The sequence below is a fragment of the Streptomyces sp. NPDC020192 genome (assembly GCF_044388685.1).
GTDB lineage: Bacteria > Actinomycetota > Actinomycetes > Streptomycetales > Streptomycetaceae > Streptomyces.
In genome coordinates, this window is sequence record NZ_JBIRXG010000001.1 from 705339 (window position 1) to 729929 (window position 24591).

Sequence of the window (24591 nt, forward strand, 5' to 3'; positions counted from 1 at the left end):
CCTCACTTCTCCACCTTCGTCTTGTAGCCCCTGCCCCACTGCAGCCCCCACCCGTACAACCGGTCCAGCTCGCCCTGGAAGCCGTACACGAACTTCACCTCGCGGCGGACGATCAGTTCGCCCTTGACGTTCTCGATCATCACCACGGCGCACGACCGGGCCTGGGGGTGCCGTTCGTCGAGGCCGATCTCTATGCGGGGGCCGTTGCTGGGGTACAGGGTGACGATGGCGTGGGTGCGGTCGAAGGCCGGGGTCTGGTCGTAGATGTAGACGAAGACCAGCAGGCGTTTGATGGCGTCGCGGTGGTCGAGGTTGACGTACATCGTCTCGCCGGACGCCGAGCCGAACCGGTCGTCGCCGCTGAGCTTGATGTACGGCGGGGCGTTGACGTCGCCGAGGTAGTTGCCAAGCGGCTGGACGACGCCCTTCGTGCCGTCGGTCAGCTCGTACAGGCAGCCGAGGTCGAGGTCGACGTTTACCATGGACTGGCCGTGGCCGAGGACCTCCGGGGGTCGCAGCGCCCTGAAGGGGTGCCGGAAGAGGCTGCCGCGCGGGGTGGTGTCGAAGTCGGACGTGCGCATCCGCCAGGTCAGGTTGACGCGCAGATTGCCCGTGGCCGCGCCCTGCTTGGTGAGCGACACCGTCTGGTGCCGTCCGGTGAGCTGGATGGAGCCGGTCGCGGCCTCGCCCGAGTCGAAGTCGGAGAGCCGCGCGCCCAGCAGCCCGTCGAAGAAACCCATTCCCGCCCCCAGGAAACCCTTGTCGTACGCCGTCGGGGCGGCCGAGCCTGTCGGCCGCCCCGCTTCAGAGCGTTCCTCACCCGCCGGGGCGTCACACCCCGGAGGGCACCTCGGCCTTCTCGTCGCTGTCCTCGCCGGCGGCCTCGAGCGCGCGGTTGCGGCGCACGGAGGACCAGAAGGACAAGGCGATCAGGACGACGCCGACGAGGCCGGTGATGACCTCGTTGATCTCGTGCTGGATGGTGACCATGAGGATCACGGCCAGGGCGCCGATCGCGTAGTGGGCGCCGTGCTCCAGGTAGACGTAGTCGTCGAGGGTGCCCTGGCGGACCAGGTAGACCGTGAGGGAGCGGACATACATCGCGCCGATGCCGAGGCCGAGGGCCATCATCACGATGTCGTTGGTGATGGCGAAGGCGCCGATCACACCGTCGAAGGAGAAGGACGCGTCCAGGACCTCCAGGTAGAGGAACATGAAGAACGCGGCCTGGCCGGCCAGCAGCACCGCCGACTTCTGCTTGCCGGAGCGGGCGGCCTCTTCCTCCTCCTCGTGCTCGCGCTCCTCCTCTTCCTCCAGCCGGTCCTCGAAGTAGCCGGACAGACCGCCGACGATCATGTACGTGATCAGGCCGGCGATGCCGGAGATCAGGACCGTCTGCGCCTTGTCGACGTGGGCGCCGCCGTGCTGGTGGGCGTGGGTGGCGAAGGTGAAGGAGGTGATCAGCAGGACGATCAGGGCGATGCAGACCGACAGCATGTCGACCTTGCCGAGCTTGGCCAGCGGCCGCTCGATCCAGCGCAGCCACTGGATGTCCCGGTCCTCGAAGATGAAGTCCAGGAAGATCATCAGCAGGAACATCCCGCCGAAGGCGGCGATCGCCGGGTGGGCGTCGGTGACCAGCTGCTGGTACTGGTCCTTGTCGGTGAGGGCGAGGTGGACGGCGTCGTACGGGTTGAGCTTCGCGGTGATGGCCACGATGACGACGGGGAAGACCAGCCGCATGCCGAACACCGCGATCAGGACGCCGACCGTGAGGAAGATCTTCTGCCAGAAGGCGTTCATCTTCTTCAGGATTCCGGCGTTGACCACGGCGTTGTCGAACGACAGGGAGATCTCGAGGACGGCGAGGATGGCCACGACCCCGAAGCCCTCCCACCCTCCGTAGAAGACGGCGGCGACGAGGCCGATCGCGGTGACCGCGAACGACCAGCCGAAGGTTTTCAGAAGCACTGGCTACCCCATCTTGTCCGTACGGGATCTCCCCCGCGCCGTACTCGGCTTTGCTAAACGTTGACCCGAGTCTAAGGGGGCACCCTACCCGCGGTACCACCCAGGGCAATCCTCACGCAAAAGCCACAGGTCAGGCTCATGGGGAGACAATTGCTACGAGACGTTCACCCCGAAGTCGAGGGCGATGCCGCGCAGCCCCGACGCGTACCCCTGGCCGACGGCGCGGAACTTCCACTCGCCCTGGTAGCGGTACAGCTCGCCGAAGATCATGGCGGTCTCGGTGGAGGCGTCCTCGCTGAGGTCGTAGCGCGCCAGCTCCTGGCCGTCGGCCTGGTTGACCACGCGGATGAAGGCGTTGGAGACCTGGCCGAAGGTCTGGCCGCGCTCGTCCGCCATGTGGATCGAGACCGGGAAGACGACCTTCTCGCACTGCGGCGGCACCTTGGTGAGGTCCACCAGAATCGATTCGTCGTCGCCCTCGCCCTCACCGGTGAGGTTGTCACCGGTGTGCTCGACCGAGCCGTCGGGGCTCTTGAGCTGGTTGTAGAAGACGAACCACTCGTCGCCCAGCACGCGGTTGCCCGCGCCGCACAGCAGGGCGCTGGCGTCCAGGTCGAAGGGGGCGCCGGTGGTGGACCGGGCGTCCCAGCCGAGCCCGATCATGACGTTCGTGAGGTTCGGTGCGGCCTTGGAGAGGGAGACGTTGCCTCCCTTGGCGAGCGTGACGCCCATGATGCTGGTCCTCCCCTAGCGGTGCTTCTCTGTTGTCCTGCGCGTCCGGCGCCGCCCGTAAACGGTGCGGCGCCGGACGGCACACACAGGCCGGCGTACGTCAGACGTTGACGCCGAAGTCCTGGGCGATGCCGCGCAGACCGGAGGCGTAGCCCTGGCCGATGGCGCGGAACTTCCACTCCGCCCCGTGCCGGTACAGCTCGCCGAAGACCATGGCGGTCTCGGTGGAGGCGTCCTCGCTCAGGTCGTAGCGGGCGATCTCCTGCTGGTTGGCCTGGTTCACGACGCGGATGAAGGCGTTGCGGACCTGGCCGAAGGACTGCTGGCGGTTCTCGGCGTCGTAGATCGACACCGGGAAGACGATCTTCTCGATGTCGGCCGGGACGCCGGCCAGGTTGACCTTGATGGCCTCGTCGTCCCCCTCGCCCTCACCGGTGAGGTTGTCACCGGTGTGTTCGACGGAGCCGTCGGGGCTCTTGAGGTTGTTGAAGAAGACGAAGTGCTGGTCGCTCGCGACCTTGCCGGAGTTGTTCAGCAGCAGCGCGCTGGCGTCGAGGTCGAAGTCGGTGCCGGTCGTGGTGCGCACGTCCCAGCCCAGACCGACGATGACGGCGGTCAGGCCCGGGGCCTCCTTCGTCAGCGATACGTTGCCGCCCTTGCTGAGGCTGACTCCCACGGGTCCTCCATGTGTGGTCCAGGGGCGGGGAGCCCCCGCCGTGCTTCGGATACCGGATCAACGTGCCGATCCTAGTGACGGGTTCCCGCCCCCCGCAGACCCTGGACCTCGAGACTCACGGGGTCGGCCCACGGTCGGCCTACAGGGTGTCGAGCGCCTTCACGTACTCGTTCAGGTCGCGGGCGTCCGGCAGGCCGTTGATCACGGTCCAGCGCACGACGCCCTCCTTGTCGATGATGAAGGTGCCCCGCACGGCGCATCCCTTGTCCTCGTCGAAGACGCCGTACGCGCGCGAGACGTTGCCGTGCGGCCAGAAGTCGCTCAGCAGCGGGTACTCCAGGCCCTCCTGCTCGCCGAAGACGCGCAGGGTGTGGATGGAGTCGTTGGAGACGGCGAGCACCTGGGTGTCGCGGTCGGCGAACTTCGGCAGGTTGTCGCGCAGCTCGCACAGCTCGCCGGTGCACACACCGGTGAAGGCGAAGGGGTAGAAGAGCAGGACGACCTTCTTCTCGCCACGGAAGTCCGAGAGCTTCACGGTGGCGCCGTGGTTGTCCTTGAGCTCGAAGTCGGGGGCCTTGTCGCCGACCTGGATCGCCATCGGGATGTTTCCCTTTCGGTGGGCTGTTCGGAGGAGAACAGCCTACGGCGACGGGGGCGGCGGTCGCCCGGAGGGACCGCCGCCCCCGCCCCGCTCACCTAGAGGAGACGAATCACCGCTTCGAGCCCTTCGGCGTCTGCAGCTTGGTGTCGTTCCAGTCCTTGCCCACGCTGACGCTCTTGGCCTGTGACAGGCCGGCCGTCTGAGCGGCGTCGTTGATGTCGCTGGGCTCGATGTACCCGTCCCGGCCGGTCTTCGGCGTGAGGAGTCGGATCAGGCCGCCCTCTTCGAGAAGGCCGATGGCGTCGACCAGCGCATCCGTCAGGTCGCCGTCCTCGTCACGGAACCACAGCAACACGACGTCGGCAACGTCGTCGTAGTCCTCATCCACCAGCTCGCTGCCGATGGTCTCCTCGATGGACTCGCGGAGGTCGTGGTCTACGTCGTCGTCGTAGCCGATCTCCTGGACCACCTGTCCGGGCTGGAACCCCAGCCTGACGGCCAGGCTCGTCTCCGCGTGGTCCGCGGTCGCGCTCACGGTCTGCCTCCTGATCATGTCTTTGGGAACAACTCAGCCACGCGCGTGCGCGTGATGCTTGGCCGTAGTCCACACGGGCGGGGCGGATCGCGCAAGTACCCGGCCGTTCGGACCGCCGAAACGGTGACGATACCGGCCTTGTCACCGCAACTCCCGGCACCGCACTCCGATCCAGCGTGACCCATATCACACACATTTGCCCGTTTTGTAACACCCGCACTCGCTCCTTGAACACCTTTGCCCGGCCCGTCACACCCCGGGCGTATCGTTGCGATTTCACCGGTGGAGATGACGTGCGCCGCCCCGAGGTAGACGATGGGGAGCGGTGCAGGCAGGTGCAGAAAAGCAGAGAACAGCAGAAGAACCGGCCCTCTGACAGGTAAGGAACAGCGTGGCTTCCGGATCCGATCGCAACCCGATCATCATTGGCGGCCTTCCGAGTCAGGTTCCTGACTTCGATCCCGAAGAGACCCAGGAGTGGCTCGACTCCCTCGACGCCGCCGTGGACGAGCGCGGCCGGGAGCGGGCCCGCTATCTCATGCTCCGGCTGATCGAGCGGGCCCGCGAGCGGCGCGTGGCCGTGCCCGAGATGCGCAGCACGGACTACGTCAACACGATCGCCACCAAGGACGAGCCGTTCTTCCCGGGCAACGAGGAGATCGAGCGCAAGATCCTCAACGCGACCCGCTGGAACGCGGCCGTGATGGTCTCGCGCGCCCAGCGCCCCGGCATCGGCGTCGGCGGCCACATCGCCACCTTCGCCTCCTCCGCCTCGCTGTACGACGTCGGCTTCAACCACTTCTTCCGTGGCAAGGACGAGGGCGACGGCGGCGACCAGGTCTTCTTCCAGGGCCACGCCTCCCCCGGCATCTACGCGCGCGCGTACCTGCTCGACCGGCTCAGCGAGGGGCAGCTCGACGGCTTCCGCCAGGAGAAGTCGAAGTACCCGGACGGCCTGTCCAGCTACCCCCACCCGCGCTCCATGCCGGACTTCTGGGAGTTCCCGACGGTCTCCATGGGCCTCGGCCCGCTGGCCGCGATCTTCCAGGCGCGGATGAACCGCTACATGGAGGCGCGCGAGATCGCGGACACCTCCAGGTCGCACGTGTGGGCGTTCCTCGGCGACGGCGAGATGGACGAGCCGGAGTCGCTCGGCCAGCTGTCCATCGCCGCGCGGGAGGGCCTGGACAACCTGACCTTCGTGGTCAACTGCAACCTGCAGCGGCTCGACGGCCCGGTGCGTGGCAACGGCAAGATCATCCAGGAGCTGGAGTCGATCTTCCGGGGCGCCGGCTGGAACGTGATCAAGCTGATCTGGGACCGCACCTGGGACCCGCTGCTCGCGCAGGACCGGGACGGCGTCCTGGTCAACCGGATGAACACGACCCCGGACGGCCAGTTCCAGACGTACGCCACGGAGTCGGGCGCCTACATCCGGGAGCACTTCTTCGGCGACGACCACCGGCTGCGCGCGATGGTCGAGAACATGACCGACCACCAGATCCTGATGCTGGGCCGTGGCGGTCACGACCACCGCAAGATCTACGCGGCGTACAAGGCAGCCCTGGAGCACAAGGGCCAGCCGACGGTCATCCTCGCCAAGACGGTCAAGGGCTGGACGCTGGGCCCGAACTTCGAGGGCCGCAACGCCACGCACCAGATGAAGAAGCTGACGGTCGACGACCTCAAGCGCTTCCGCGACCGCCTGCACCTGCCGATCAGCGACCAGCAGCTGGAGTCCGGCCCGCCGCCGTACTACCACCCGGGCCGGAACACGGACGAGATCCAGTACATGCACGACATGCGCAAACAGTGCGGCGGGTACGTCCCGACGCGCGTCGTGCGCTCCAAGCCGCTCGCGCTGCCGGACTCCAAGACCTACGCGACCGTGAAGAAGGGCACGGGCCAGCAGTCCATCGCCACGACCATGGCGTTCGTCCGGCTGCTGAAGGACCTCATGCGGGACAAGGAGATCGGCAAGCGCTTCGTGCTGATCGCGCCGGACGAGTACCGCACGTTCGGCATGGACTCCTTCTTCCCGAGCGCGAAGATCTACAACCCGCTGGGCCAGCAGTACGAGGCGGTGGACCGCGACCTGCTCCTCGCCTACAAGGAGTCGCCGACCGGCCAGATGCTGCACGACGGCATCTCCGAGGCGGGCTGCACGGCCTCGCTGATCGCGGCGGGCTCGGCCTACGCCACGCACGGCGAGCCGCTGATCCCGGTCTACGTCTTCTACTCGATGTTCGGTTTCCAGCGCACCGGCGACCAGTTCTGGCAGATGGCCGACCAGCTGGCGCGCGGATTCGTGCTGGGCGCGACCGCCGGCCGTACGACCCTGACCGGTGAGGGGCTGCAGCACGCGGACGGCCACTCCCAGCTGCTCGCCTCGACCAACCCGGCGTGCGTGGCCTACGACCCGGCGTACGCGTACGAGATCGCGCACATCGTCCAGGACGGCCTGCGCCGGATGTACGGCGCCGACGAGGACCACCCGCACGGCGAGGACGTCTTCTACTACCTGACCGTCTACAACGAGCCCATCCAGCACCCGGCCGAGCCGGAGAACGTGGACGTCGAGGGCATCCTGAAGGGCGTCCACCGGCTCAGTGAGGGCACGGCGGGCTCGGTACCGGCGCAGATCATGGCGTCGGGCGTGGCGGTGCCGTGGGCGCTGGAGGCGCAGCAGATCCTCGCCGAGGACTGGAACGTCAAGGCGGACGTCTGGTCGGCGACGTCCTGGAACGAGCTGCGCCGTGAGGCGGTGGCGTGCGAGGAGCACAACCTGCTGCATCCGGAGGAGGAGCAGCGGGTGCCGTACGTGACGCGGAAGCTCAGCGGCGCCGAGGGTCCGTTCGTGGCCGTGTCCGACTGGATGCGATCGGTTCCGGACCAGATCGCGCGGTGGGTGCCGGGCACGTACCAGTCCCTGGGCGCGGACGGCTTCGGCTTCGCCGACACCCGGGGCGCGGCGCGGCGCTTCTTCCACATCGACGCCCAGTCGATCGTGGTCGCGGTGCTGACCGAGCTGGCGCGGGAGGGCAAGGTCGACCGTTCCGTACTGAAGCAGGCCATCGACCGGTACCAGCTGCTGGACGTCTCGGCGGCGGATCCGGGAGCGGCGGGCGGTGACGCGTAGCCGTTGACCGACTGAACGAGGGCGGTGTCCGGATCTCCGTGGCGCCGCCCTCGTTGCTTTTTCTTTACGATTGCGGGCATGAACGATCAGTCGGCGCAGGCGCGTTGGGAACGGTATACCCAACGGCCGTTGCTGGCCCTGACGGTGGCGTTCGCCGTCGCCTATGCCGTGCCGATCGTGGACAACCCCGCGAGCCCGGTCCTGACGGTGCTCTGCACCGTCACGGAGTGGGTGGTGTGGGGGGTGTTCGCGGTGGACTACCTGATACGCCTGGCACTCAGCCCGCAGCGCCGGCAGTTCGTCCGCGTGCACTGGATAGACCTGTGCGCCGTGGTGGTGCCGCTGCTGCAGCCGCTGCGGCTGCTGCGCATGGTGTCGACGCTGCTGCTGGTGGGGCGGCGGGCACGGATGGCCTCGCAGATCCGGCTCACGACGTACGTCGGCGGGGCGGTGATCGGGCTGCTGATGTTCGGGTCGCTCGCGGTGCTGTCCGTGGAGCGGGACTCGCCGAAGGGGAACATCCGGACGCTGGGTGACGCCGTGTGGTGGTCCTTCACGACGATGACGACCGTCGGATACGGCGACCACGCCCCGACGACCGGCCTGGGCCGGATGATCGCCGTCGGGCTGATGCTGTCCGGGATCGCGCTGCTGGGTGTGGTGACCGCGAACATCGCGACGTGGTTCATCGCACGGTTCGAGAAGGACGACGTGGAGGAACGGCGCCAGACGGAGGCGATCGCCTCTTTGGCCGAGGAGGTTCGCCTGCTGCGGGCTGAGGTGGCCCGGTTGGCCACCGAGCGCGAGGAACAACGCAGTTGACGGGGTGTCCGGCGGTGTCGCGGGCCGGGTGTCGGGTCGCTTGCCGGCGCTTGCCGGGTGCCGCTTTGCTGTGGGTCGGGAGCCGCCCCAGCGGCACGACCGCCCGCAGCTACGTACGGCCCGGCGCGCGCAGCCCCCTCCACTGCGCGCGCCACAAGCCGACCGTCCTCCCATGTCCTGCGGAGGACCTGACCCAATGTGACCCGTGGCGCGCGTCCGGTGCGAGCGATCTTTAGCGGAGCCACCCTGATAGGTGAACTCCGCCCGGATCGGCCTCAGATGTGGCCCACGCCCGCGCCGCCGGCCTCGGCGTTCGCGCCCCGCTTGGTGAGCAGTGCGACGAGGACGGCGACCGTCGCCACGCCCGCCGCGACCAGGGAGGCGAGGCTCATGCCGGAGATGAACGTGTGGTGGGCGACCTCGGTGATCTTCGCGGCGATCGGCTCCGCCGCGCCCTTCGGTACCGGGGCGACCCCCTGCTGCACCGCCTGCGAGGCGAGGCCCTCCTGAGCCGGGGTGAGCGGCGGCAGCCCCGCCGACTTCCAGTTGCCCGCGAGGGAGTTGTCGACCTTGGAGGCCATCACGGCGCCCAGCACGGCCGTACCGAGACTGCCGCCGATCTGCATCGCGGCCTGCTGGAGACCGCCGGCGACACCGGACAGCTCCATGGGGGCGTTGCCGACGATGACCTCCGTGGCGCCGACCATGACCGGCGCGAGGCCGAGGCCCAGCAGGGCGAACCAGACCGACATCACACCGCTGCCGGTGCCCGCCTCGAGGGTGGACATGCCGTACATGGCGATCGCGGTGGCCGCCATGCCGCCGGCCAGCGGGATCCGCGGGCCGACCTTGGTGATCGCCGCGCCCGCCAGCGGGGAGCCGACGATCATCATGCCGGTCAGGGGCAGCAGGTGCAGACCCGCGTTCACCGGGCTCATGCCATGCACGTTCTGCAGGTAGAAGGTGACGAAGAACAGGCCGCCCAGGAAGGCGATGGCCATCAGGACCATCAGGACGACGCCCGCCGACAGCGGGACCGAGCGGAACAGGCTCAGCGGGATCAGGGGTTCCCTGACCTTGGTCTCCCAGAAGGAGAAGAGGGCGAAGCCCAGCACCGACGCGGCGATGAACGTCCAGGTCTTGCCGTCGCCCCAGCCCCAGGCCGGGGCCTTGATCAGGGCCCAGACCAGGCAGAACATCGCGCCGGACAGCAGCGCGATGCCGAGGATGTCGAAGGAGCGCGGGGCGTTCTCCGCGCGGTGGTCGCGCAGGATCAGCAGGCCGAGGGTCAGGGCGATGAGGCCGACCGGCACGTTGATGAAGAACACCGACTGCCAGTTGACGTGCTGGACCAGCAGGCCGCCGAGGATCGGGCCGCCCGCGGTGGAGGCGCCGATGACCATGCCCCAGATGCCGATCGCCATGTTGAGCTTCTCGGCCGGGAAGGTGGCCCGCAGCAGGCCGAGCGCGGCCGGCATCAGCAGCGCGCCGAACAGGCCCTGGAAGACGCGGAAGGTGACGACCGCGGCGATGCTGTTGGACAGCCCGATGGCGCCCGAGGCGGCGGCGAAGCCGGTCACGCCTATCAGGAAGGTCTGGCGGTGGCCGAAGCGGTCGCCGAGCTTGCCCGCGGTGATCAGGGAGACCGCGAGGGCGAGGAAGTAGGCGTTGGTGATCCACTGGACGTCGGCGAAGCTCGCGCCGAGGTCCTTGGCGATGGCCGGGTTGGCGATGGCCACGATGGTGCCGTCGAGGGCCACCATCATGACCCCTACGGCGACGGTGATGAGGGTGAACCAGGGATGGCCGCGCAGCCCCGCGGCAGGAGGCGCCTCGACCGGGGCTGCCGTAGCCCCGTCCCCCGCCCCCGAGGCGTCGATGGTGGTCTGACTAGTCATGCGTTCGAGGCTAGTGACAGTCACTGACAGTTGACAAACATTTTCACATGTCAGTAACTGACACCTGTGGAAACACTGCGCGAACGCAAGAAACAGCGCACCCGGGACGCGCTCCTTCGAGCCGCTCTCGAGCTGTTCACGAGCCAGGGGTACGAGCGGACGACCGTCGACGAGATCGCCGAGGCCGTCGGGGTGTCGCAGCGCACCTTCTTCCGTTACTTCGCCGGCAAGGAGGACGCGGCCTTCGCGGTGCAGGACATGACCGAGCGGCACTTCGTGGCGTGCGTACGGGCACGGCCCGCGCACGAGGCGCCGATGGAGGCGCTGCGCCGGGCGGTGCTGGAGGGCTGGGACGCGATCCGGGAGACCGTCGAGTCGGCGGTCCCGGTCGAGCTGTACCTGCGGATGTACCGGATGATCGAGTCGACGCCGGCGCTGCTCGCCGCCCACCTGCTCCGCTCGGCCGCCGTGGAGGAGACGATCGCGCGGCTGCTCGCCGAGCGCGAGGGTGTCGACGTGGACACCGACCCTCGGCCGCGGCTCGCGGTGGCCGTGTTCGGCGGAGTGATAAGGGTCACCGAGCGGCAGTGGTGCACGGGCGAGGACTTCAGCCTGGAGTCGATCCGTCAACTCACCGCGTCCCACCTGGATGAGGTGGGTCCGGCACTCACCGGGAACTGGCGCTCGGACAGAGATCGTTGACGGACCGTTCGACCTTTGGCGAAACGTGATACCTGTCACTCGGTTACCGCGAGACCGTCCCGTTCTCCTAGTGTGTCTTCCCAGTGACTTCCTTCGACACCTCCCCGCAACTGAACGTCTGGCGCGCACTGCTGGCGCTGGCCGTGGTGTTCGTGATGCTCGCGACCACCGGCTGGACCGCCCTGCACAGCCACCGGGAGTCGACGGCACTGCAGGCCTCGCTCAGCAAGTGGGAGCACGGCTACCTCCACGGCCACCGGCTGCCGGACCCCGAGTCCGACCCGGCGCTGCTGACCCGTTTCTTCACCTCGCTCACCGCCGAGGAGCAGGCCCGTCTCGCCCACCGCTATCCGCTCGCGGTGGGCAACATGAACGGCGCCCCCGTCCCCCTGCGCTACGAAGCGAACCGCATCGCGCTGGAGCAGGCCCGCAGGGTCGAGAAGAAACGCATGCACGACAACCGGCTCAGCGCGGCCGGGCACCAGGACGCGGGCCGCCGTATGCACCGCTACGAGTCCCTGCTGACCCCCGGCCGGCAGATCCTCGCCTTCGACCCCGAGGGCTCGGGCCGCATCGCCGAGGTGTTCGGGAACCTGAACCAGGCCCAGCGGATCTCGGTCGTCGTCCCCGGCGTCGACACCGACCTGCTCACCTTCCAGAAGACCAACCGCCAGTACACCGCCCCGGTCGGCATGGCCCAGGCGCTGTACGCGGCGGAGCACACGGCGAGCCCCACGACCCGTACGGCCGTGATCGCCTGGGCCGACTACACGTCACCCGACGGGCTCGGCGTGGACGCGGCCACCGGGCTGCGCGCCGCGGAGGGGTCCCTGCGGCTGAACGCCCTGCTGGACGCCCTGCCCGGCACGGCCCCGGTGGCGGTGATCTGCCACAGCTACGGCTCGGTGGTCTGCGGTGTCGCCGCGCACGCCATGCCCCGCAGGGTGTCCGACATAGCCGTGGCCGCGAGCCCCGGCATGCGGGTCTCCCGGGCCTCCCATCTGCGCACCGGCGCCCAGGTGTGGGCGATGCGGGACGCCACCGACTGGATCCAGGACGTGCCGTACCTGGAGCTGGGCGGGCTGGGGCACGGCGCCGACCCGGTGTCCTCGGCGTTCGGCGCGCGCGTGCTGTCCGCCCGGGACGCGCACGGCCACGCCGGCTACTTCCAGCCGGGCACGGACAGCCTGCGCAACCTCGCCGACGTCGGCGTCGGGGCGTACGACGAGGTGACGTGCGCGCGCGACAACGACCTGTGCCAGGCCGGTGTGCCCGGCACGACCATGGCCGGACGCGCGTAGAAACAGCAGGAAGTGCGGTCTGCGCGGGTGGCGACGGAGGAGCACGTGCCGCATACGATGAGCCGCATGGGTGACGTACTGGCGGGTTTTCATGCCGTCTGGGAGTTCGAGTCCGACTCCGTGCTCATCCGTTACGAACGGGGGATTCGAACACCGAAGCTGTTCCAGGCGCTCGGCGAACGGCGCGTCCCGCTGTCCGCGGTCGAGGGCGTGAGCCTCACCCCGGGCAGGCGCGGCACCGTCGTGCTGCGTCTGCTGCCGCGCGCCGGCGCCGATCCGCTGATGGACGCGGCCGACGGGCAGCTGAAGGAGGGCTCCGATCCGTACCGGCTGGTGCTGCCGGCCGAGCGGGAGACGCTCGCCGAGTACTACGCGGACGAGCTGAAGAGCCTGCTGACCGAGGCCGGCTCCGGTCCGGCCGACCGCTACCTGGTGGCCGCGCCCGAGGCGCCGCTGCACTTCAAGGCCTACGACGGGAAGGCGTCCTTCGACGGGACGTCCGTGCAGTTCCGCTGGTCCTGGACGGGCGCGTCCTCGGCGAAGTGGAAGGCGGGCGACCAGAGCTTTCCGGTGACCGACCTCAGCGGGGTGCAATGGCGGTCGCCGGAGGTCTTCGAGGGGCACATGCGGCTGATCCGGCGCTCGGCGGACCCGGCCGCGGCCGTACAGCCCGACCAGGATCCGGCGGCCGTGGTCTTCGGGCTGGGATACGGGCCGGTGCACGAGTCACTGCCCTTCGCCGCCGCGGTCCTGGCCGCCGTACGCACGAGGGGGCCGGTACCCGCGATACCGGCCGCCCCGGCGCGGCGGGACCCCGCGGACATCGCCGAGCGGATCCGGCATCTCGGGGAACTGCATCAGGCCGGGCTGGTCACCGACGAGGAGTTCTCCTCCAAGAAGGCGGAGTTGCTGGCCGAGTTGTGACGGGGGTCACCGCTCCGTCGCGTAGAAGCTGATCTTGCGGTCCAGTACGGAGAGGGTGTCCTGGAGTTCGGCGATGCGGTTCAGGACGTCCCTGCGCGTCGACTCCAGCAGGTCCTGGCGCTCCGGGTACGTGCCCTCGCCCTCCCGGACCAGTTCCGCGTACCGCACCATGTCCGCCACCGGCATGCCCGTCAGCCGCAGCTTGGTCACGAAGTCCAGCCAGTCCAGGTCACGGTTGCTGTAGCGGCGCTGGCCGGTGTGGGAGCGGTCGACGTGCGGCATCAGGCCGATCCGCTCGTACCAGCGCAGGGTGTGCGCGGTGAGCCCGGTGAACGCGACGACCTCGCTGATCGTGTAGCGGTCCTGGCCCTCGGGGCGTGGATGGCGTCTGGGCGGGGCGGAGCAGATGTCGGCGGGGGTCGTGCGAGCGGTGTCGGCTGGCGTGGTCTGCATCACCGTCATGGACCCACGCTATGGCCTTCGAGTGCACTCCAGGCAAGCGGGACCCGGTAAAGAAAAGGCGGGACGTACGCCGGGGCGCATGGTTAGCGTGCGACGCATGAGTCTTGTACGCCGGGCCCTGCCCGAGGACGCCGCGGAAGTGCTGCGGCTGCGCCAGGTCATGATCGACGCGCTGCCGATCGCGGGAGGTGACCGGTCGACCGACTGGCACGCCGAGTCCCTGCCGACGCTGCGGGCGCGGCTCGCCGGGGAGGGCGGGGACCTCGCGGCCTTCGTCGTGGACCATCCCGACCGGCCGGGAGCGCTGGCCGCGCTGGTGGTCGGGACGCTGGAGTACCGGATCGGGAAGGCCGGCAATCCGCACGGGCGGGTCGGGCACGTCTTCAGCGTCGCGACCGACCCGGACGCCCGCCGGCGCGGGTACGCGCGCGCGTGCATGGAGGAACTGCTGGCCTGGTTCCGCGAGCGGGGCGCCGGGCACGTGCTGCTCAACGCCTCCCCGGAGGCCGAGCCGCTGTACGCCTCCCTCGGCTTCACGCGTGACCCCGACCCGTCGATGCGGCTGCGGCTGTGAGCCGCATAGGCTCGGCCCCATGTCGTTGAAGAGCCTCGCGTCGATCGAGAACTGGCCCGTCCCCACCGCGGCGGCGGGTGTCGTACGAGCCGACGGGACCGTCCTCGGGACGCACGGCCCCGTCGGGCACCGCTTTCCGCTCGCCTCGGTCACCAAGCCGCTGGCGGCGTACGCGGCGCTCGTGGCGTACGAGGAGGGCGCGATCGAGCTGGACGAGCCGGCCGGGCCGCCCGGTGCGACCGTCCGCCACCTCCTGGCCCACACCTCCGGGCTGGCCTTCGACGAGCACCGGGTGACGGCGCCGCCCGGGGAGCGGCGGCTGTACTCCAACGCCGGGTTCGAGCAGCTCGGGGATCACCTCGCCAAGGCGACGGACATTCCGTTCGCCGAGTATCTGCGGCAGGCGGTGCTGGAGCCGCTGGGCATGACGTCGACATCGCTGGAGGGCTCACCGGCGAAGGACGGCGTGTCCACGGTCTCCGACCTGCTCCGCTTCGCGGCGGAGGTGCAGGCGCCCCGGCTGCTGGATCCGCGGACCGTGGCGGCGGCGATGACCGTGCAGTACCCCGGGACGAAGGGCGTCCTGCCGGGATACGGCCACCAGAACCCCAACGACTGGGGCCTGGGCTTCGAGATCCGGGACACCAAGTCCCCGCACTGGACGGGGAGTTCGTCCTCGCCCCGGACCTTCGGCCACTTCGGCCAGTCCGGTACGTTCCTGTGGATCGACCCGGACGCGGGGGTGGCGGGGGTCGCCCTGACGGACCGCGCGTTCGGACCCTGGGCGATCGAGGCGTGGCCACTGTTCACGGACGCGGTGCTCGGGGAGCTGTGGGGCTGAGCCACCCCTGGCCCGCCCCTAGCCCGTCATCTCCCACATCAGCAGTTCCGCCGCCGTCGCCCCCACCGCCTCCAGGCCCTCCGCCCCGGTGATCCGGGTCGAGTCCCCCGCTCCCAGCGGCTCCCCCGCCAGCGCGACCTCGCCCCGGACCACGTGGACGTACACATACGCCCCGTCCGGCACCGCCGTCCGCTCCCCCCGCGCCAAACGGCGGACGTGGAGCATCGCACCGGCCGCGGGCACGGCGTACGGCGTGGAGTCCGCGATGCCCGGGATGATCTCGTACGACGGTTCGCCGCCGGGGGTGCCCGGGGTCAGCCACATCTGAAGGAAGGTCAGCGGGGCCGGGCCGTCGTTGCGTTCCACGTGGCGCACGCCCGCCGCCGCGCTGAGGTGCTGGACGTCACCGGGGCGGACCTTCGTCTCGTGGCCCGTGGAGTCGCGGTGGGTCAGTTCGCCCTCGATCACCCAGGTGACGATCTCGGTGTGGCTGTGCGGGTGTTCGTCGAAGCCGGCGCCGGGGGCGAGGTGCTCCTCGTTGCAGGCGATCACCGCGCCGAAGCGCAGGTTGCCGGGGTCGTAGTGCGGGCCGAAGGAGAAGGCGTGCCAGGAGTCGATCCCGGCCTGAGGGTCACCCCCGGGGTAGCGCTCAGCGGCGCGCCGTACGTCCATCACGGGCACCACCGTAGACCTCACCCGTGACCCGGCGGCACACGGTCCCGGCCCGATAAGGCAGTCTTGTCCCGTGCCCGAACCCGAATCCCGCAGCAGCGATCCCCACGCGGATTCCCGCGCCGCCCACCACGCACGCGCCGTCCACCCGCACTCCGCGACCCTGAAGCGACTGGAGAAGTCCTCCGGGTCCCTGGCCGCGCAGGCCATCGCGCGCATGGACGAGACCCTGCCGTGGTACCGGGCGATGCCACCGGAGAACCGTTCCTGGATCGGGCTGGTGGCCCAGGCGGGCATCGCCGCCTTCACCGAGTGGTTCCGGCACCCGGACGCCCCGCAGGCGATCTCCACCGACGTCTTCGGCACCGCGCCGCGCGAGCTGACGCGGGCGATCACGCTGCGGCAGACCGTGGAGATGGTGCGGACCACCATCGAGGTCATGGAGTCCGCCATCGACGAGGTGGCGGCTCCGGGCGATGAGCGCGTGCTGCGCGAAGCCCTGCTCGTGTACGCCCGGGAGATCGCCTTCGCCACCGCCCAGGTGTACGCCCAGGCCGCCGAGGCACGCGGTGCCTGGGACGCGCGGCTGGAGTCCCTCGTCGTCAACGCCGTGCTCAGCGGGGAGGCCGACGAGGGGGCCGTCAGCCGGGCCGCGGCCCTCGGGTGGAACTCGCCCGAGCACGTATGTGTCGTCCTCGGGACCGCGCCCGACGGGGACAGCGAGCTGACCGTCGAGGCGATCCGGCGGGCCGCCCGGCATGCCAAGCTCCAGGTGCTCACCGGGGTGCTCGGGGACCGGCTCGTCGTCATCGCGGGAGGGAGCAACAACCCGCTCGCCGTCGCCAAGTCGCTCATCGGGCCCTTCGCCGCCGGACCCGTCGTCGCCGGGCCCGTCGTACCCGACCTGCTCGCCGCCACGCGGTCCGCGCAGGCCGCCGCCGCGGGGCTGAAGGCGTGTTCCGCCTGGCAGGACGCGCCTCGGCCGGTGCTGGCGGACGATCTGCTGCCGGAGCGGGCCATCGCGGGCGATCCGAGCGCCCGCGAGCAGCTGGTGGAGGAGATCTACAGACCGCTGGAGGAGGCGGGCTCGGCGCTCCTCGAAACCCTGAGTGTCTACCTGGAGCAGGCGAGCAGCCTGGAAGGCGCCGCCCGGATGCTCTTCGTTCACCCGAACACCGTGCGCTACCGGCTCCGACGTGTGACTGACGTCACCGGTTGGTCGCCTTCGGATGTACGATCCGCCTTCACGTTGCGGATCGCGCTCATCCTGGGGCGTCTGGCCGACGGCGAACCCCAGACATAGGGTTTTGTCGGAGACCCACAAAAGCCCTCCGTGTTCTTCGTCCCTGTCCCCACGGGCGGCCCCGGCCGTCCCCAAGAGAGAGTGTGAGAGTGCTCGTACTCGTCGCTCCCGGCCAGGGCGCCCAGACGCCTGGCTTCCTGACCCCCTGGCTCGAACTGCCCGGCGCCAAGGACCGCGTCGCCGCGTGGTCGGACGCCATCGGACTGGACCTGGTGCACTACGGCACCGAGGCCGACGCCGACGCCATCCGTGACACCGCCGTGGCCCAGCCGCTGCTGGTCGCCGCCGGCATCCTGTCCGGCGCGGCACTCGGTGACATTGCCGAGATCACCCCGGGCGCGGTCGCGGGCCACAGCGTCGGCGAGATCACCGCTGCCGCCTTCGCCGGAGTCCTGGACGACACCGCCGCCCTGCGCCTGGTCCGCGAGCGGGGTCTGGCGATGGCCGACGCCGCCGCGATCACCGAGACCGGCATGTCGGCGCTGCTCGGCGGCGACCCGGAGACGTCGCTCGCGCACCTGGAGAAGCTGGGCCTGACCCCGGCGAACATCAACGGCGCGGGCCAGATCGTCGCGGCGGGCACGCTGGAGCAGCTGGCCGCGCTGGCCGAGGACAAGCCCGAGGGCGTCCGCAAGGTCGTCCCGCTGAAGGTCGCCGGCGCCTTCCACACCCGCCACATGGCCCCGGCCGTCGACGCGCTGGCCAAGGCCGCCGCCGAGCTGACGCCCGCCGACCCGAAGCTCCGCTACGTCTCCAACCGCGACGGCGAGACGGTCGCGACCGGTGCCGAGGTCCTCGAGCGGCTCGTCGGCCAGGTCGCCAACCCCGTGCGCTGGGACCTGTGCATGGAGACGTTCAAGGAGCTGGGCGTCACCGCGCTCATCGAGGTGTGCCCGGGTGGCACACTGACCGGCCTGGCCAAGCGCGCGCTGCCCGGTGTCACGACGCTTGCTCTGAAGACCCCCGACGACCTCGACGCGGCCCGCGAGCTCATCTCCGAGCACGCCGGCGCCGACGCCTAAGGAGCCGTAGATGGCGAAGATCAGGCCCAGCAAGGGTGCCCCGTACGCGCGCATCCTCGGTGTCGGCGGCTACCGGCCGACCCGCGTGGTGCCCAACGAGGTGATCCTCGAGAAGATCGACTCGTCCGACGAGTGGATCCGCTCGCGCTCCGGCATCGAGACCCGGCACTGGGCCGGTCCTGAGGAGACGGTCGCCGCGATGTCCGTCGAGGCCGCCGGGAAGGCGATCGCGGACGCCGGCATCTCCGCCGAGCAGGTCGGTGCCGTGGTCGTCTCGACCGTCTCGCACTTCAAGCAGACCCCGGCCGTCGCCACCGAGATCGCCGACAAGCTGGGCACCGACAAGGCCGCCGCCTTCGACATCTCGGCGGGCTGCGCGGGCTTCGGCTACGGCCTCACGCTCGCCAAGGGCATGGTGGTGGAGGGCTCCGCCGAGTACGTGCTCGTCATCGGCGTGGAGCGGCTCAGCGACCTGACCGACCTGGAGGACCGGGCCACGGCCTTCCTGTTCGGCGACGGCGCCGGCGCGGTCGTCGTCGGCCCCTCGCAGGAGCCGGCCATCGGCCCGACCGTGTGGGGCTCCGAGGGCGACAAGGCCGAGACGATCAAGCAGACCGTCGCATGGGACCGCTTCCGGATCGGCGACGTCTCCGAGCTGCCGCTGGACAGCGAGGGCAACGTCAAGTTCCCCGCGATCACGCAGGAAGGCCAGGCGGTGTTCCGCTGGGCCGTGTTCGAGATGGCGAAGGTCGCCCAGCAGGCGCTGGACGCGGCCGGGATCAGCCCGGACGACCTGGACGTCTTCATCCCGCACCAGGCCAATGTGCGGATCATCGACTCGATGGTGAAGACTCTCAAGCTGCCGGAGCACGTCACGGTCGCCCGTGACATCCGCACCACCGGCAACACCTCGGCCGCCTCGATCCCGCTCGCGATGGAGCGGCTCCTGGCGACCGGGGAGGCGAAGAGCGGCGACACCGCGCTCGTCATCGGATTCGGGGCGGGTCTCGTCTACGCCGCCACGGTCGTTACCCTCCCCTAGGCACTCCGTGCCGGATCAAGCGGTCCGGCAGGGGGACAACTGCCACAAACCGTCTGGAACAGCTAAGAAGGAGCGCCAACATGGCCGCCACTCAGGAAGAGATCGTCGAAGGTCTCGCCGAGATCGTGAACGAGATCGCCGGCATCCCGGTTGAGGACGTCCAGCTGGACAAGTCCTTCACCGACGACCTGGACGTCGACTCCCTGTCCATGGTCGAGGTCGTCGTCGCCGCCGAAGAGCGCTTCGACGTGAAGATCCCGGACGAGGACGTCAAGAACCTCAAGACCGTCGGCGACGCGACCGACTACATCCTCAAGCACCAGGCCTGAGTCACCCCTCAGTCCCGCTGCTAGGCCCCGCCACCCGGCGGTGTTTCGCCGTATGAATCCCGTATCCGTTGGAGAAAGAATTCCCGTGAGCCCGACCAATCGCACCGTGGTCGTCACCGGTATCGGCGCAACCACACCGCTGGGTGGCGACGTAGCGTCGTTCTGGGACGCCCTCGTCGCCGGCACGTCCGGCGTCCGTGTCCTGGAGCAGGAGTGGGCCGCCGAGCTGCCGGTCCGTATCGCCGCGCAGATCAAGGTCGACCCGTCCGAGATCATCCCCCGGCCGCAGGCCCGCAAGCTGGACCGGTCCGCGCAGTTCGCGCTGATCGCCGCTCAGGAGGCCTGGAAGGACGCCGGTTTCACCGCCAAGGCCGGTGAGGACCCGTCCGTGAACCCCGACCGTCTGGGTGCGGTCGTCGCCTCCGGCATCGGCGGTGTGACGACGCTCCTGGACCAGTACGACGTCCTCAAGGACAAGGGCGTACGCCGTGTCTCCCCGCACACCGTGCCGATGCTGATGCCCAACTCCCCGGCGGCCAACGTCGGCATCGAGCTGGGCGCCCGCGCGGGCGTGCACACCCCGGTCTCGGCCTGCGCCTCGGGCGCGGAGGCCATCGGGTACGCGATCGAGATGATCCGCACCGGGCGTGCGGACGTGGTCGTGGCCGGTGGTACCGAGGCCGCCATCCACCCGCTTCCCATCGCCGCGTTCGGCAACATGATGGCGATGAGCAAGAACAACGACGACCCCGAGGGCGCCTCGCGTCCCTACGACGCCGGCCGTGACGGCTTCGTGCTCGGCGAGGGCGCCGGTGTGATCGTCCTGGAGTCCGAGGAGCACGCGAAGGCCCGCGGCGCCCGGATCTACGTCGAGGCGGTCGGCCAGGGCATCTCCGCCGACGCCCACCACATCACCCAGCCCGAGCCGTCCGGCAACGGCATCGCGCACGCGCTGCAGAACCTGCTGGACAACACCGACCTGAAGCCGGCCGAGGTCGTGCACGTGAACGCGCACGCGACCTCGACGCCGCAGGGTGACGTGGCCGAGATCAAGGCGCTGCGCAAGGTGTTCGGCGACGACGTCGACCACATGGCGATCTCCGCGACCAAGTCGATGACGGGTCACCTGCTCGGTGGCGCCGGCGGTATCGAGACCGTCGCGTCGATCCTGGCGCTCGTGAACCGTACGGCTCCGCCGACGATCAACCTCGACAACGTCGACCCCGAGGTCAACGCGGACATCGTCCGTGGCGAGGCCCGCCGGCTGCCCGAGGGCCGCATCGCCGCGCTGAACGACTCGTTCGGCTTCGGCGGACACAACGTGGTGCTGGCGTTCAGGACCGTCTGAGAGACCTGAGCAAAGGGCCCCCTGCCAGCCGGCAGGGGGCCCTTTCCCGTACACGCCTACGACGGCTGCTCACACCACCTGGTGCAGCCAGCGCACCGGGGCTCCCTCGCCCGCGTACCGGAACGGCTCCAGTTCGTCGTCCCACGGCTTGCCGAGGAGCTTGGACAGCTCGGCCTCCAGGTCGGTCTCGCCGCGCTGGCTGCGCTGCAGGGCGGCGCGCAGGCGGTCCTCGGGGATGAGGATGTCGCCGTGGATGCCGGTGACGGCGTGGAAGATGCCGAGGTCGGGGGTGCAGCTGTAGCGCTCGCCCTCGGCGGTGGCACAGGGCTCGGCGGTGACCTCGAAGCGGAGCAGGTGCCAGCCGCGCAGCGCCGAGGCGAGCTTGGACGCCGTGCCGGCCTCGCCCTGCCAGGAGAACTCCGAGCGCCAGGTGCCGGGGGCCGCGGGCTGCCGGATCCAGTCGAGGTTGACGCGCGTGCCGAGCACCCCGGCGACCGCCCACTCGACGTGCGGGCACAGCGCGCGCGGCGCGGAGTGCACGTACAGAACTCCACGTGTCGTCACCGGAACCTCCGGACAGAGCGGGACATCTTGCGGACTGGCTGGCGGCAGTGGCGCGACGGCCGCGTTTCATGGCGAGGCTACCTTGCGGCGGCGCAAGGAGTGTGACGTACCGTCGGTCCCGGTGCCAGGAAACCTCTGCCATTCACCCAGGGGGACGCTTGTACGGGGGTGCGCCGTTCCAGCGCGCCCGGCCGGGAACCCTCGCGCGTTGTTATGGGAGGAAGCACAGAACGAAGGCCCGGTGGGTACCGGGTCCGACGACGAGGGGACCAGCAGGGGATGCGGAAGCCGAGCAGCCGTACGCGCGCCGCCCTCGCCGTCGTGGCGGCCGCCGCGCTGTCAGTCGCCGGATGCGAAGCGGGCGGCGGCAGCACGCCCGTGCCGCAGGGCACCAAGGCGCGCGCCGCCCGGTCCGCCCCGGTGTGGAACCGCAGCCCGGACTCGATCGCCGCGGTCGGCGACTCCATCACGCGCGGCTTCGACGCGTGCACGGTGCTCTCGGACTGCCCCGAGGTGTCCTGGGCGACGGGCAGCGACGCCGACGTCGACAGTCTGGCGGTGCGGCTGCTCGGCGTGTCGGGCGCGGCGGAGCGCAGCTGGAACTACGCGGTGACCGGCGCCCGGATGGCGGACCTGCCGGCCCAGATGGCCCAGGCGGCGGCGCGCGGCCCGGCGTTGGTGACGGTGATGGCGGGCGCGAACGACGCCTGCCGTTCCTCGGCGTCGGCGATGACCCCGGTGGCCGACTTCCGCGCGGACTTCGAGGAGGCGCTGCGCACGCTGCGGACGGCCCAGCCGAAGACGCAGGTGTACGTGGCGAGCGTGCCGAACCTGAAGCGGCTGTGGTCCGAGGGCCGCACCAATCCGCTGGGCAAGCAGGTCTGGAAGCTCGGCATCTGCCCGTCGATGCTGTCCGACGCGGACGACCTGACGACCGCGGCCGGCCGGCGCCGGGACCAGGTGCAGCAGCGGGTGGTGGAGTACAACAAGGTGCTGAAGGAGGTCTGCGCCAAGGACCGCCGTTGCCGTTTCGACGGGGGCGCGGTCTACGACTACGACTTCGGCACCGACCAGCTCAGCCACTGGGACTGGTTCCACCCCAGCAAGGACGGCCAGGCGCGGCTCGCGGCGATCGCCTACAAGACGATCACGGCCGTGACCTAGGGTTTCCCACATGACTGAACTTTTCGGCACACTTTCCGACGGCACCGAGGTCCACCGCTGGACGCTGGAGCGCGCCGGGACGCGCGTGGAGATCCTGACGTACGGCGGCATCGTCCGCTCCCTGGAGATCCCGGACCGCGAGGGTCGCACGGCGAACGTGGTGCTGGGCTTCCCGTCCCTGGACGGCTATCTCGCGCACCCGGAGCCGTACTTCGGGGCCCTGGTCGGCCGGTACGCCAACCGGATCGCGGGCGCCCGCTTCCCGCTGGACGGCGCGGTCTACGCCCTGGAGCCGAACAACGGCCCCAACTCCCTGCACGGCGGCACGCACGGCTTCGACAAGCGGGTGTGGGACGCCGAGCCGGTCGAGCACGGCCTGCGGCTGACCCGGATCAGCCCGCACGGCGAGGAGGGCTTCCCGGGCCGCCTGGCGGTCTCGGCGACGTACACCCTGGACCCGGCCGGTGCCCTGCACCTCGCCTACGAGGCGACGACGGACGCGCCGACCGTCCTCAACCTCACCCACCACGGCTACTTCAACCTGGCCGGCCATGACGCGGGCCACGCGGGCGGCCACGAGCTGCGGATCGCCGCGTCCCGGTTCACCCCGGTGGACGCCGATCTGATCCCGACGGGCGCCATCGAGGACGTGACCGGCTCCCGCTTCGACTTCCGCGCCGCCCGCAAGACCGGCTCGGGTTACGACCACAACTTCGTCCTGGACAAGGGCGTGACCGCCGCCCCACAGGAGGTCGCCGAGCTGCACGACCCCGCCTGCGGCCGCACCCTGACGATCTCCACGACCGAGCCGGGCCTCCAGCTCTACACCGCCGACCACCTGCCCGCCCCGTTCGCCCCGGGCGACGGCATCGCCCTGGAGACCCAGCACTTCCCGGACTCCCCGAACCAGCCGGAGTTCCCGAGCACGGTGCTGAGGCCGGGCGAGGTGTTCGGGTCGGAGACGGTGTACGCCTTCTCGGTGCGTTAGACGCGCTCCCCGCGCATTCTCTTCGCCGCCTTGCCCAGCAGGGTCATCGCACCCCAGCAGATCAGCAGAGTCGCCCCGCCACCCACGACCGGCCCGACGGCGTGGCTCTTGATGCCCTCGCCCGTCACCGTCGTGGCCAGCACGAAGATGATCGAGTACAGGCTCCGGCCGACCTTGGCGCCGGCCGGAATCACCTGGAGCAGCTGCGGGATGGTGGTCGCGGCGGCCAGGGCCAGGCCGAAGGGCAGCGCTGCGGCGGTCATCAGCGCGCCGAAGCCGAGGGAGTTGCCGTACGCGCCCCAGCCGGCGCCCTTGTAGAGCAGATAGCCGGTCGCGGCGAGGGACAGCAGGACCAGCAGGCCGTTGAGGTACGCGGCCTGCGTGGCGGCCTTGCGGGCGCCGGGCAGATGCGCGGCCGGGGAACGCCAGGCGTCCGCCGTGATGAGCCGCAACTGCCGCTTGAGTCCCTGCATCTGCAGCAGCGAGTAGACGCCGAAGGCCAGCAGGCCCAGTCCGGCGAGCGCGGCGACGAAGCCGAGGGGCTTCTGCGTGATGCCGTAGTGGACGCCGCCGAAGGTGAGCGGAACGCCGAGCACCATGCCGTAGGCCATGGGCTTGGACTTCTCCTGGATCTTCAGCGCCAGCTCGCGCTGGGCGGGCGTGAGGTTCGGATCCAGCCGCATACGCCCCTCACCGACCTCCTGCGCGGGCGGCTGGGGAGGAGAGGGCTGCTGCGGCGGGTACGGCTGCTGCGGATACATCTGCTGCGGCGGATACGGTTGTTGAGGCGGATACGGTTGTTGAGGCGCGTACGGCTGCTGAGGCGCGTACGGCTGCTGATACTGCGGCGGCTGCCCGTACGGTCCGTACGATCCCGCAGGCGGCTGCTGCTGTCCGTACGGCCCCGTCGGCGGTTGCTGGCCGTAAGGCCCCTGCTGCTGCCCTGGATACACGATGCCTCTCCCCCGTGCCCGGTGTGTC

Annotated in this window: 25 protein-coding genes; 14 read left to right on the plus strand and 11 right to left on the minus strand. The window is 70.1% G+C overall.

What is annotated here, in order from left to right:
• Positions 1-2 precede the first annotated feature (2 nt).
• The 6 genes from ACH47Z_RS03270 to ACH47Z_RS03295 form a co-directional block, all read right to left on the minus strand.
• Positions 3-740 carry a Tellurium resistance gene (locus ACH47Z_RS03270; RefSeq protein WP_399069922.1) on the minus strand — a complete coding sequence of 246 codons (738 nt, stop codon included), beginning with the start codon at positions 738-740 and terminating at the stop codon, positions 3-5.
• A gap of 91 nt (positions 741-831) precedes the next feature.
• Positions 832-1971: a DUF475 domain-containing protein gene (locus ACH47Z_RS03275; RefSeq protein WP_399069924.1), complete on the minus strand. Its 1140-nt coding sequence runs from the start codon at positions 1969-1971 to the stop codon at positions 832-834.
• Positions 1972-2124: 153 nt separating this feature from the next.
• Positions 2125-2703, minus strand: a complete 579-nt coding sequence (locus ACH47Z_RS03280) for a TerD family protein (protein WP_399069926.1) — start codon at positions 2701-2703, stop codon at positions 2125-2127.
• A gap of 100 nt (positions 2704-2803) precedes the next feature.
• On the minus strand, positions 2804-3379 hold the full coding sequence (locus ACH47Z_RS03285) for a TerD family protein (protein ID WP_399069928.1): 576 nt from the start codon (positions 3377-3379) through the stop codon (positions 2804-2806).
• 139 nt (positions 3380-3518) lie between these two features.
• Positions 3519-3977 (minus strand): peroxiredoxin, encoded by a 459-nt coding sequence (locus ACH47Z_RS03290; protein WP_399069930.1) that lies wholly within the window; start codon positions 3975-3977, stop codon positions 3519-3521.
• Between the two features lie 112 nt (positions 3978-4089).
• The gene (locus ACH47Z_RS03295; RefSeq protein ID WP_399069932.1) at positions 4090-4515 is read right to left on the minus strand and encodes a DUF3052 domain-containing protein; all 426 of its coding nucleotides are present in this window, start codon (positions 4513-4515) and stop codon (positions 4090-4092) included.
• A 391-nt stretch (positions 4516-4906) separates the two neighbouring features.
• Between ACH47Z_RS03295 and aceE the strand changes: the two genes are divergently transcribed.
• Together aceE and ACH47Z_RS03305 are read left to right on the plus strand one after the other, a co-directional pair.
• Positions 4907-7654 carry a pyruvate dehydrogenase (acetyl-transferring), homodimeric type gene (aceE, locus tag ACH47Z_RS03300; RefSeq protein ID WP_399069934.1) on the plus strand — a complete coding sequence of 916 codons (2748 nt, stop codon included), beginning with the start codon at positions 4907-4909 and terminating at the stop codon, positions 7652-7654.
• A 78-nt stretch (positions 7655-7732) separates the two neighbouring features.
• The gene (locus ACH47Z_RS03305) at positions 7733-8476 is read left to right on the plus strand and encodes a potassium channel family protein (RefSeq protein ID WP_399069936.1); all 744 of its coding nucleotides are present in this window, start codon (positions 7733-7735) and stop codon (positions 8474-8476) included.
• Between the two features lie 275 nt (positions 8477-8751).
• On the opposite strand, the gene ACH47Z_RS03310 is transcribed toward ACH47Z_RS03305, so the two are convergent.
• Complete coding sequence (locus ACH47Z_RS03310) at positions 8752-10374, minus strand: DHA2 family efflux MFS transporter permease subunit (RefSeq protein ID WP_399069938.1); 1623 nt, start codon at positions 10372-10374, stop codon at positions 8752-8754.
• A 66-nt stretch (positions 10375-10440) separates the two neighbouring features.
• Between ACH47Z_RS03310 and ACH47Z_RS03315 the strand changes: the two genes are divergently transcribed.
• The 3 genes from ACH47Z_RS03315 (at position 10441) to ACH47Z_RS03325 (ending at position 13301) form a co-directional block, all read left to right on the plus strand.
• Entirely contained in the window at positions 10441-11076 is a 636-nt protein-coding gene (locus tag ACH47Z_RS03315) for a TetR family transcriptional regulator (protein ID WP_399069940.1), read from the plus strand.
• 83 nt (positions 11077-11159) lie between these two features.
• On the plus strand, positions 11160-12377 hold the full coding sequence (locus tag ACH47Z_RS03320; protein ID WP_399069941.1) for an alpha/beta hydrolase: 1218 nt from the start codon (positions 11160-11162) through the stop codon (positions 12375-12377).
• Between the two features lie 66 nt (positions 12378-12443).
• Entirely contained in the window at positions 12444-13301 is an 858-nt protein-coding gene (locus ACH47Z_RS03325) for a DUF4429 domain-containing protein (protein ID WP_399069943.1), read from the plus strand.
• Positions 13302-13307: 6 nt separating this feature from the next.
• Here the strand turns inward: ACH47Z_RS03325 and ACH47Z_RS03330 are convergent, their stop codons facing one another.
• Entirely contained in the window at positions 13308-13763 is a 456-nt protein-coding gene (locus ACH47Z_RS03330; RefSeq protein ID WP_399069945.1) for a MerR family transcriptional regulator, read from the minus strand.
• 97 nt (positions 13764-13860) lie between these two features.
• Between ACH47Z_RS03330 and ACH47Z_RS03335 the strand changes: the two genes are divergently transcribed.
• The gene (locus tag ACH47Z_RS03335; RefSeq protein ID WP_399069947.1) at positions 13861-14337 is read left to right on the plus strand and encodes a GNAT family N-acetyltransferase; all 477 of its coding nucleotides are present in this window, start codon (positions 13861-13863) and stop codon (positions 14335-14337) included.
• Between the two features lie 19 nt (positions 14338-14356).
• The gene (locus ACH47Z_RS03340; protein ID WP_399069950.1) at positions 14357-15178 is read left to right on the plus strand and encodes a serine hydrolase domain-containing protein; all 822 of its coding nucleotides are present in this window, start codon (positions 14357-14359) and stop codon (positions 15176-15178) included.
• 18 nt (positions 15179-15196) lie between these two features.
• On the opposite strand, the gene ACH47Z_RS03345 is transcribed toward ACH47Z_RS03340, so the two are convergent.
• On the minus strand, positions 15197-15850 hold the full coding sequence (locus tag ACH47Z_RS03345; protein ID WP_399070368.1) for a pirin family protein: 654 nt from the start codon (positions 15848-15850) through the stop codon (positions 15197-15199).
• 73 nt (positions 15851-15923) lie between these two features.
• On the opposite strand from ACH47Z_RS03345, the gene ACH47Z_RS03350 reads away from it, so the two are divergent.
• The 5 genes from ACH47Z_RS03350 (at position 15924) to fabF (ending at position 20894) form a co-directional block, all read left to right on the plus strand.
• Positions 15924-17153 carry a PucR family transcriptional regulator gene (locus tag ACH47Z_RS03350; protein WP_399069952.1) on the plus strand — a complete coding sequence of 410 codons (1230 nt, stop codon included), beginning with the start codon at positions 15924-15926 and terminating at the stop codon, positions 17151-17153.
• 89 nt (positions 17154-17242) lie between these two features.
• Entirely contained in the window at positions 17243-18175 is a 933-nt protein-coding gene (locus tag ACH47Z_RS03355; RefSeq protein WP_399069954.1) for an ACP S-malonyltransferase, read from the plus strand.
• 10 nt (positions 18176-18185) lie between these two features.
• The gene (locus ACH47Z_RS03360) at positions 18186-19217 is read left to right on the plus strand and encodes a ketoacyl-ACP synthase III (RefSeq protein WP_399069956.1); all 1032 of its coding nucleotides are present in this window, start codon (positions 18186-18188) and stop codon (positions 19215-19217) included.
• Positions 19218-19297: 80 nt separating this feature from the next.
• Positions 19298-19546 carry an acyl carrier protein gene (locus ACH47Z_RS03365; protein ID WP_046425089.1) on the plus strand — a complete coding sequence of 83 codons (249 nt, stop codon included), beginning with the start codon at positions 19298-19300 and terminating at the stop codon, positions 19544-19546.
• A gap of 85 nt (positions 19547-19631) precedes the next feature.
• Positions 19632-20894, plus strand: a complete 1263-nt coding sequence (fabF, locus tag ACH47Z_RS03370; RefSeq protein WP_399069958.1) for a beta-ketoacyl-ACP synthase II — start codon at positions 19632-19634, stop codon at positions 20892-20894.
• Positions 20895-20963: 69 nt separating this feature from the next.
• On the opposite strand, the gene ACH47Z_RS03375 is transcribed toward fabF, so the two are convergent.
• Positions 20964-21458, minus strand: coding sequence for a DUF3145 domain-containing protein (locus ACH47Z_RS03375; RefSeq protein WP_399069960.1), 495 nt, complete (start codon positions 21456-21458; stop codon positions 20964-20966).
• Positions 21459-21737: 279 nt separating this feature from the next.
• Between ACH47Z_RS03375 and ACH47Z_RS03380 the strand changes: the two genes are divergently transcribed.
• Together ACH47Z_RS03380 and ACH47Z_RS03385 are read left to right on the plus strand one after the other, a co-directional pair.
• Entirely contained in the window at positions 21738-22622 is an 885-nt protein-coding gene (locus ACH47Z_RS03380; protein ID WP_399069962.1) for an SGNH/GDSL hydrolase family protein, read from the plus strand.
• A gap of 10 nt (positions 22623-22632) precedes the next feature.
• The gene (locus ACH47Z_RS03385; RefSeq protein WP_399069964.1) at positions 22633-23610 is read left to right on the plus strand and encodes an aldose epimerase family protein; all 978 of its coding nucleotides are present in this window, start codon (positions 22633-22635) and stop codon (positions 23608-23610) included.
• Here the strand turns inward: ACH47Z_RS03385 and ACH47Z_RS03390 are convergent.
• Positions 23607-24293, minus strand: coding sequence for a hypothetical protein (locus ACH47Z_RS03390; protein WP_399069966.1), 687 nt, complete (start codon positions 24291-24293; stop codon positions 23607-23609). The two genes, ACH47Z_RS03385 and ACH47Z_RS03390, sit on opposite strands and share 4 nt — an antisense overlap.
• Positions 24294-24591: the final 298 nt, after the last annotated feature.

Excerpts from the sequence above, each read along its gene's own strand:
- ACH47Z_RS03380 (WP_399069962.1), top strand. The coding sequence starts at position 21,738 with ATGCGGAAGCCGAGCAGCCGTACGCGCGCCGCCCTCGCCGTCGTGGCG.
- ACH47Z_RS03345 (WP_399070368.1), bottom strand. The coding sequence starts at position 15,850 with ATGGACGTACGGCGCGCCGCTGAGCGCTACCCCGGGGGTGACCCTCAG.
- ACH47Z_RS03330 (WP_399069945.1), bottom strand. The coding sequence starts at position 13,763 with ATGACGGTGATGCAGACCACGCCAGCCGACACCGCTCGCACGACCCCC.
- ACH47Z_RS03360 (WP_399069956.1), top strand. The coding sequence starts at position 18,186 with ATGGCGAAGATCAGGCCCAGCAAGGGTGCCCCGTACGCGCGCATCCTC.
- ACH47Z_RS03325 (WP_399069943.1), top strand. The coding sequence starts at position 12,444 with ATGGGTGACGTACTGGCGGGTTTTCATGCCGTCTGGGAGTTCGAGTCC.
- ACH47Z_RS03335 (WP_399069947.1), top strand. The coding sequence starts at position 13,861 with ATGAGTCTTGTACGCCGGGCCCTGCCCGAGGACGCCGCGGAAGTGCTG.
- ACH47Z_RS03365 (WP_046425089.1), top strand. The coding sequence starts at position 19,298 with ATGGCCGCCACTCAGGAAGAGATCGTCGAAGGTCTCGCCGAGATCGTG.
- ACH47Z_RS03390 (WP_399069966.1), bottom strand. The coding sequence starts at position 24,293 with ATGCGGCTGGATCCGAACCTCACGCCCGCCCAGCGCGAGCTGGCGCTG.
- ACH47Z_RS03270 (WP_399069922.1), bottom strand. The coding sequence starts at position 740 with ATGGGTTTCTTCGACGGGCTGCTGGGCGCGCGGCTCTCCGACTTCGAC.
- ACH47Z_RS03385 (WP_399069964.1), top strand. The coding sequence starts at position 22,633 with ATGACTGAACTTTTCGGCACACTTTCCGACGGCACCGAGGTCCACCGC.
- ACH47Z_RS03310 (WP_399069938.1), bottom strand. The coding sequence starts at position 10,374 with ATGACTAGTCAGACCACCATCGACGCCTCGGGGGCGGGGGACGGGGCT.
- ACH47Z_RS03280 (WP_399069926.1), bottom strand. The coding sequence starts at position 2,703 with ATGGGCGTCACGCTCGCCAAGGGAGGCAACGTCTCCCTCTCCAAGGCC.
- ACH47Z_RS03340 (WP_399069950.1), top strand. The coding sequence starts at position 14,357 with ATGTCGTTGAAGAGCCTCGCGTCGATCGAGAACTGGCCCGTCCCCACC.
- ACH47Z_RS03290 (WP_399069930.1), bottom strand. The coding sequence starts at position 3,977 with ATGGCGATCCAGGTCGGCGACAAGGCCCCCGACTTCGAGCTCAAGGAC.
- ACH47Z_RS03305 (WP_399069936.1), top strand. The coding sequence starts at position 7,733 with ATGAACGATCAGTCGGCGCAGGCGCGTTGGGAACGGTATACCCAACGG.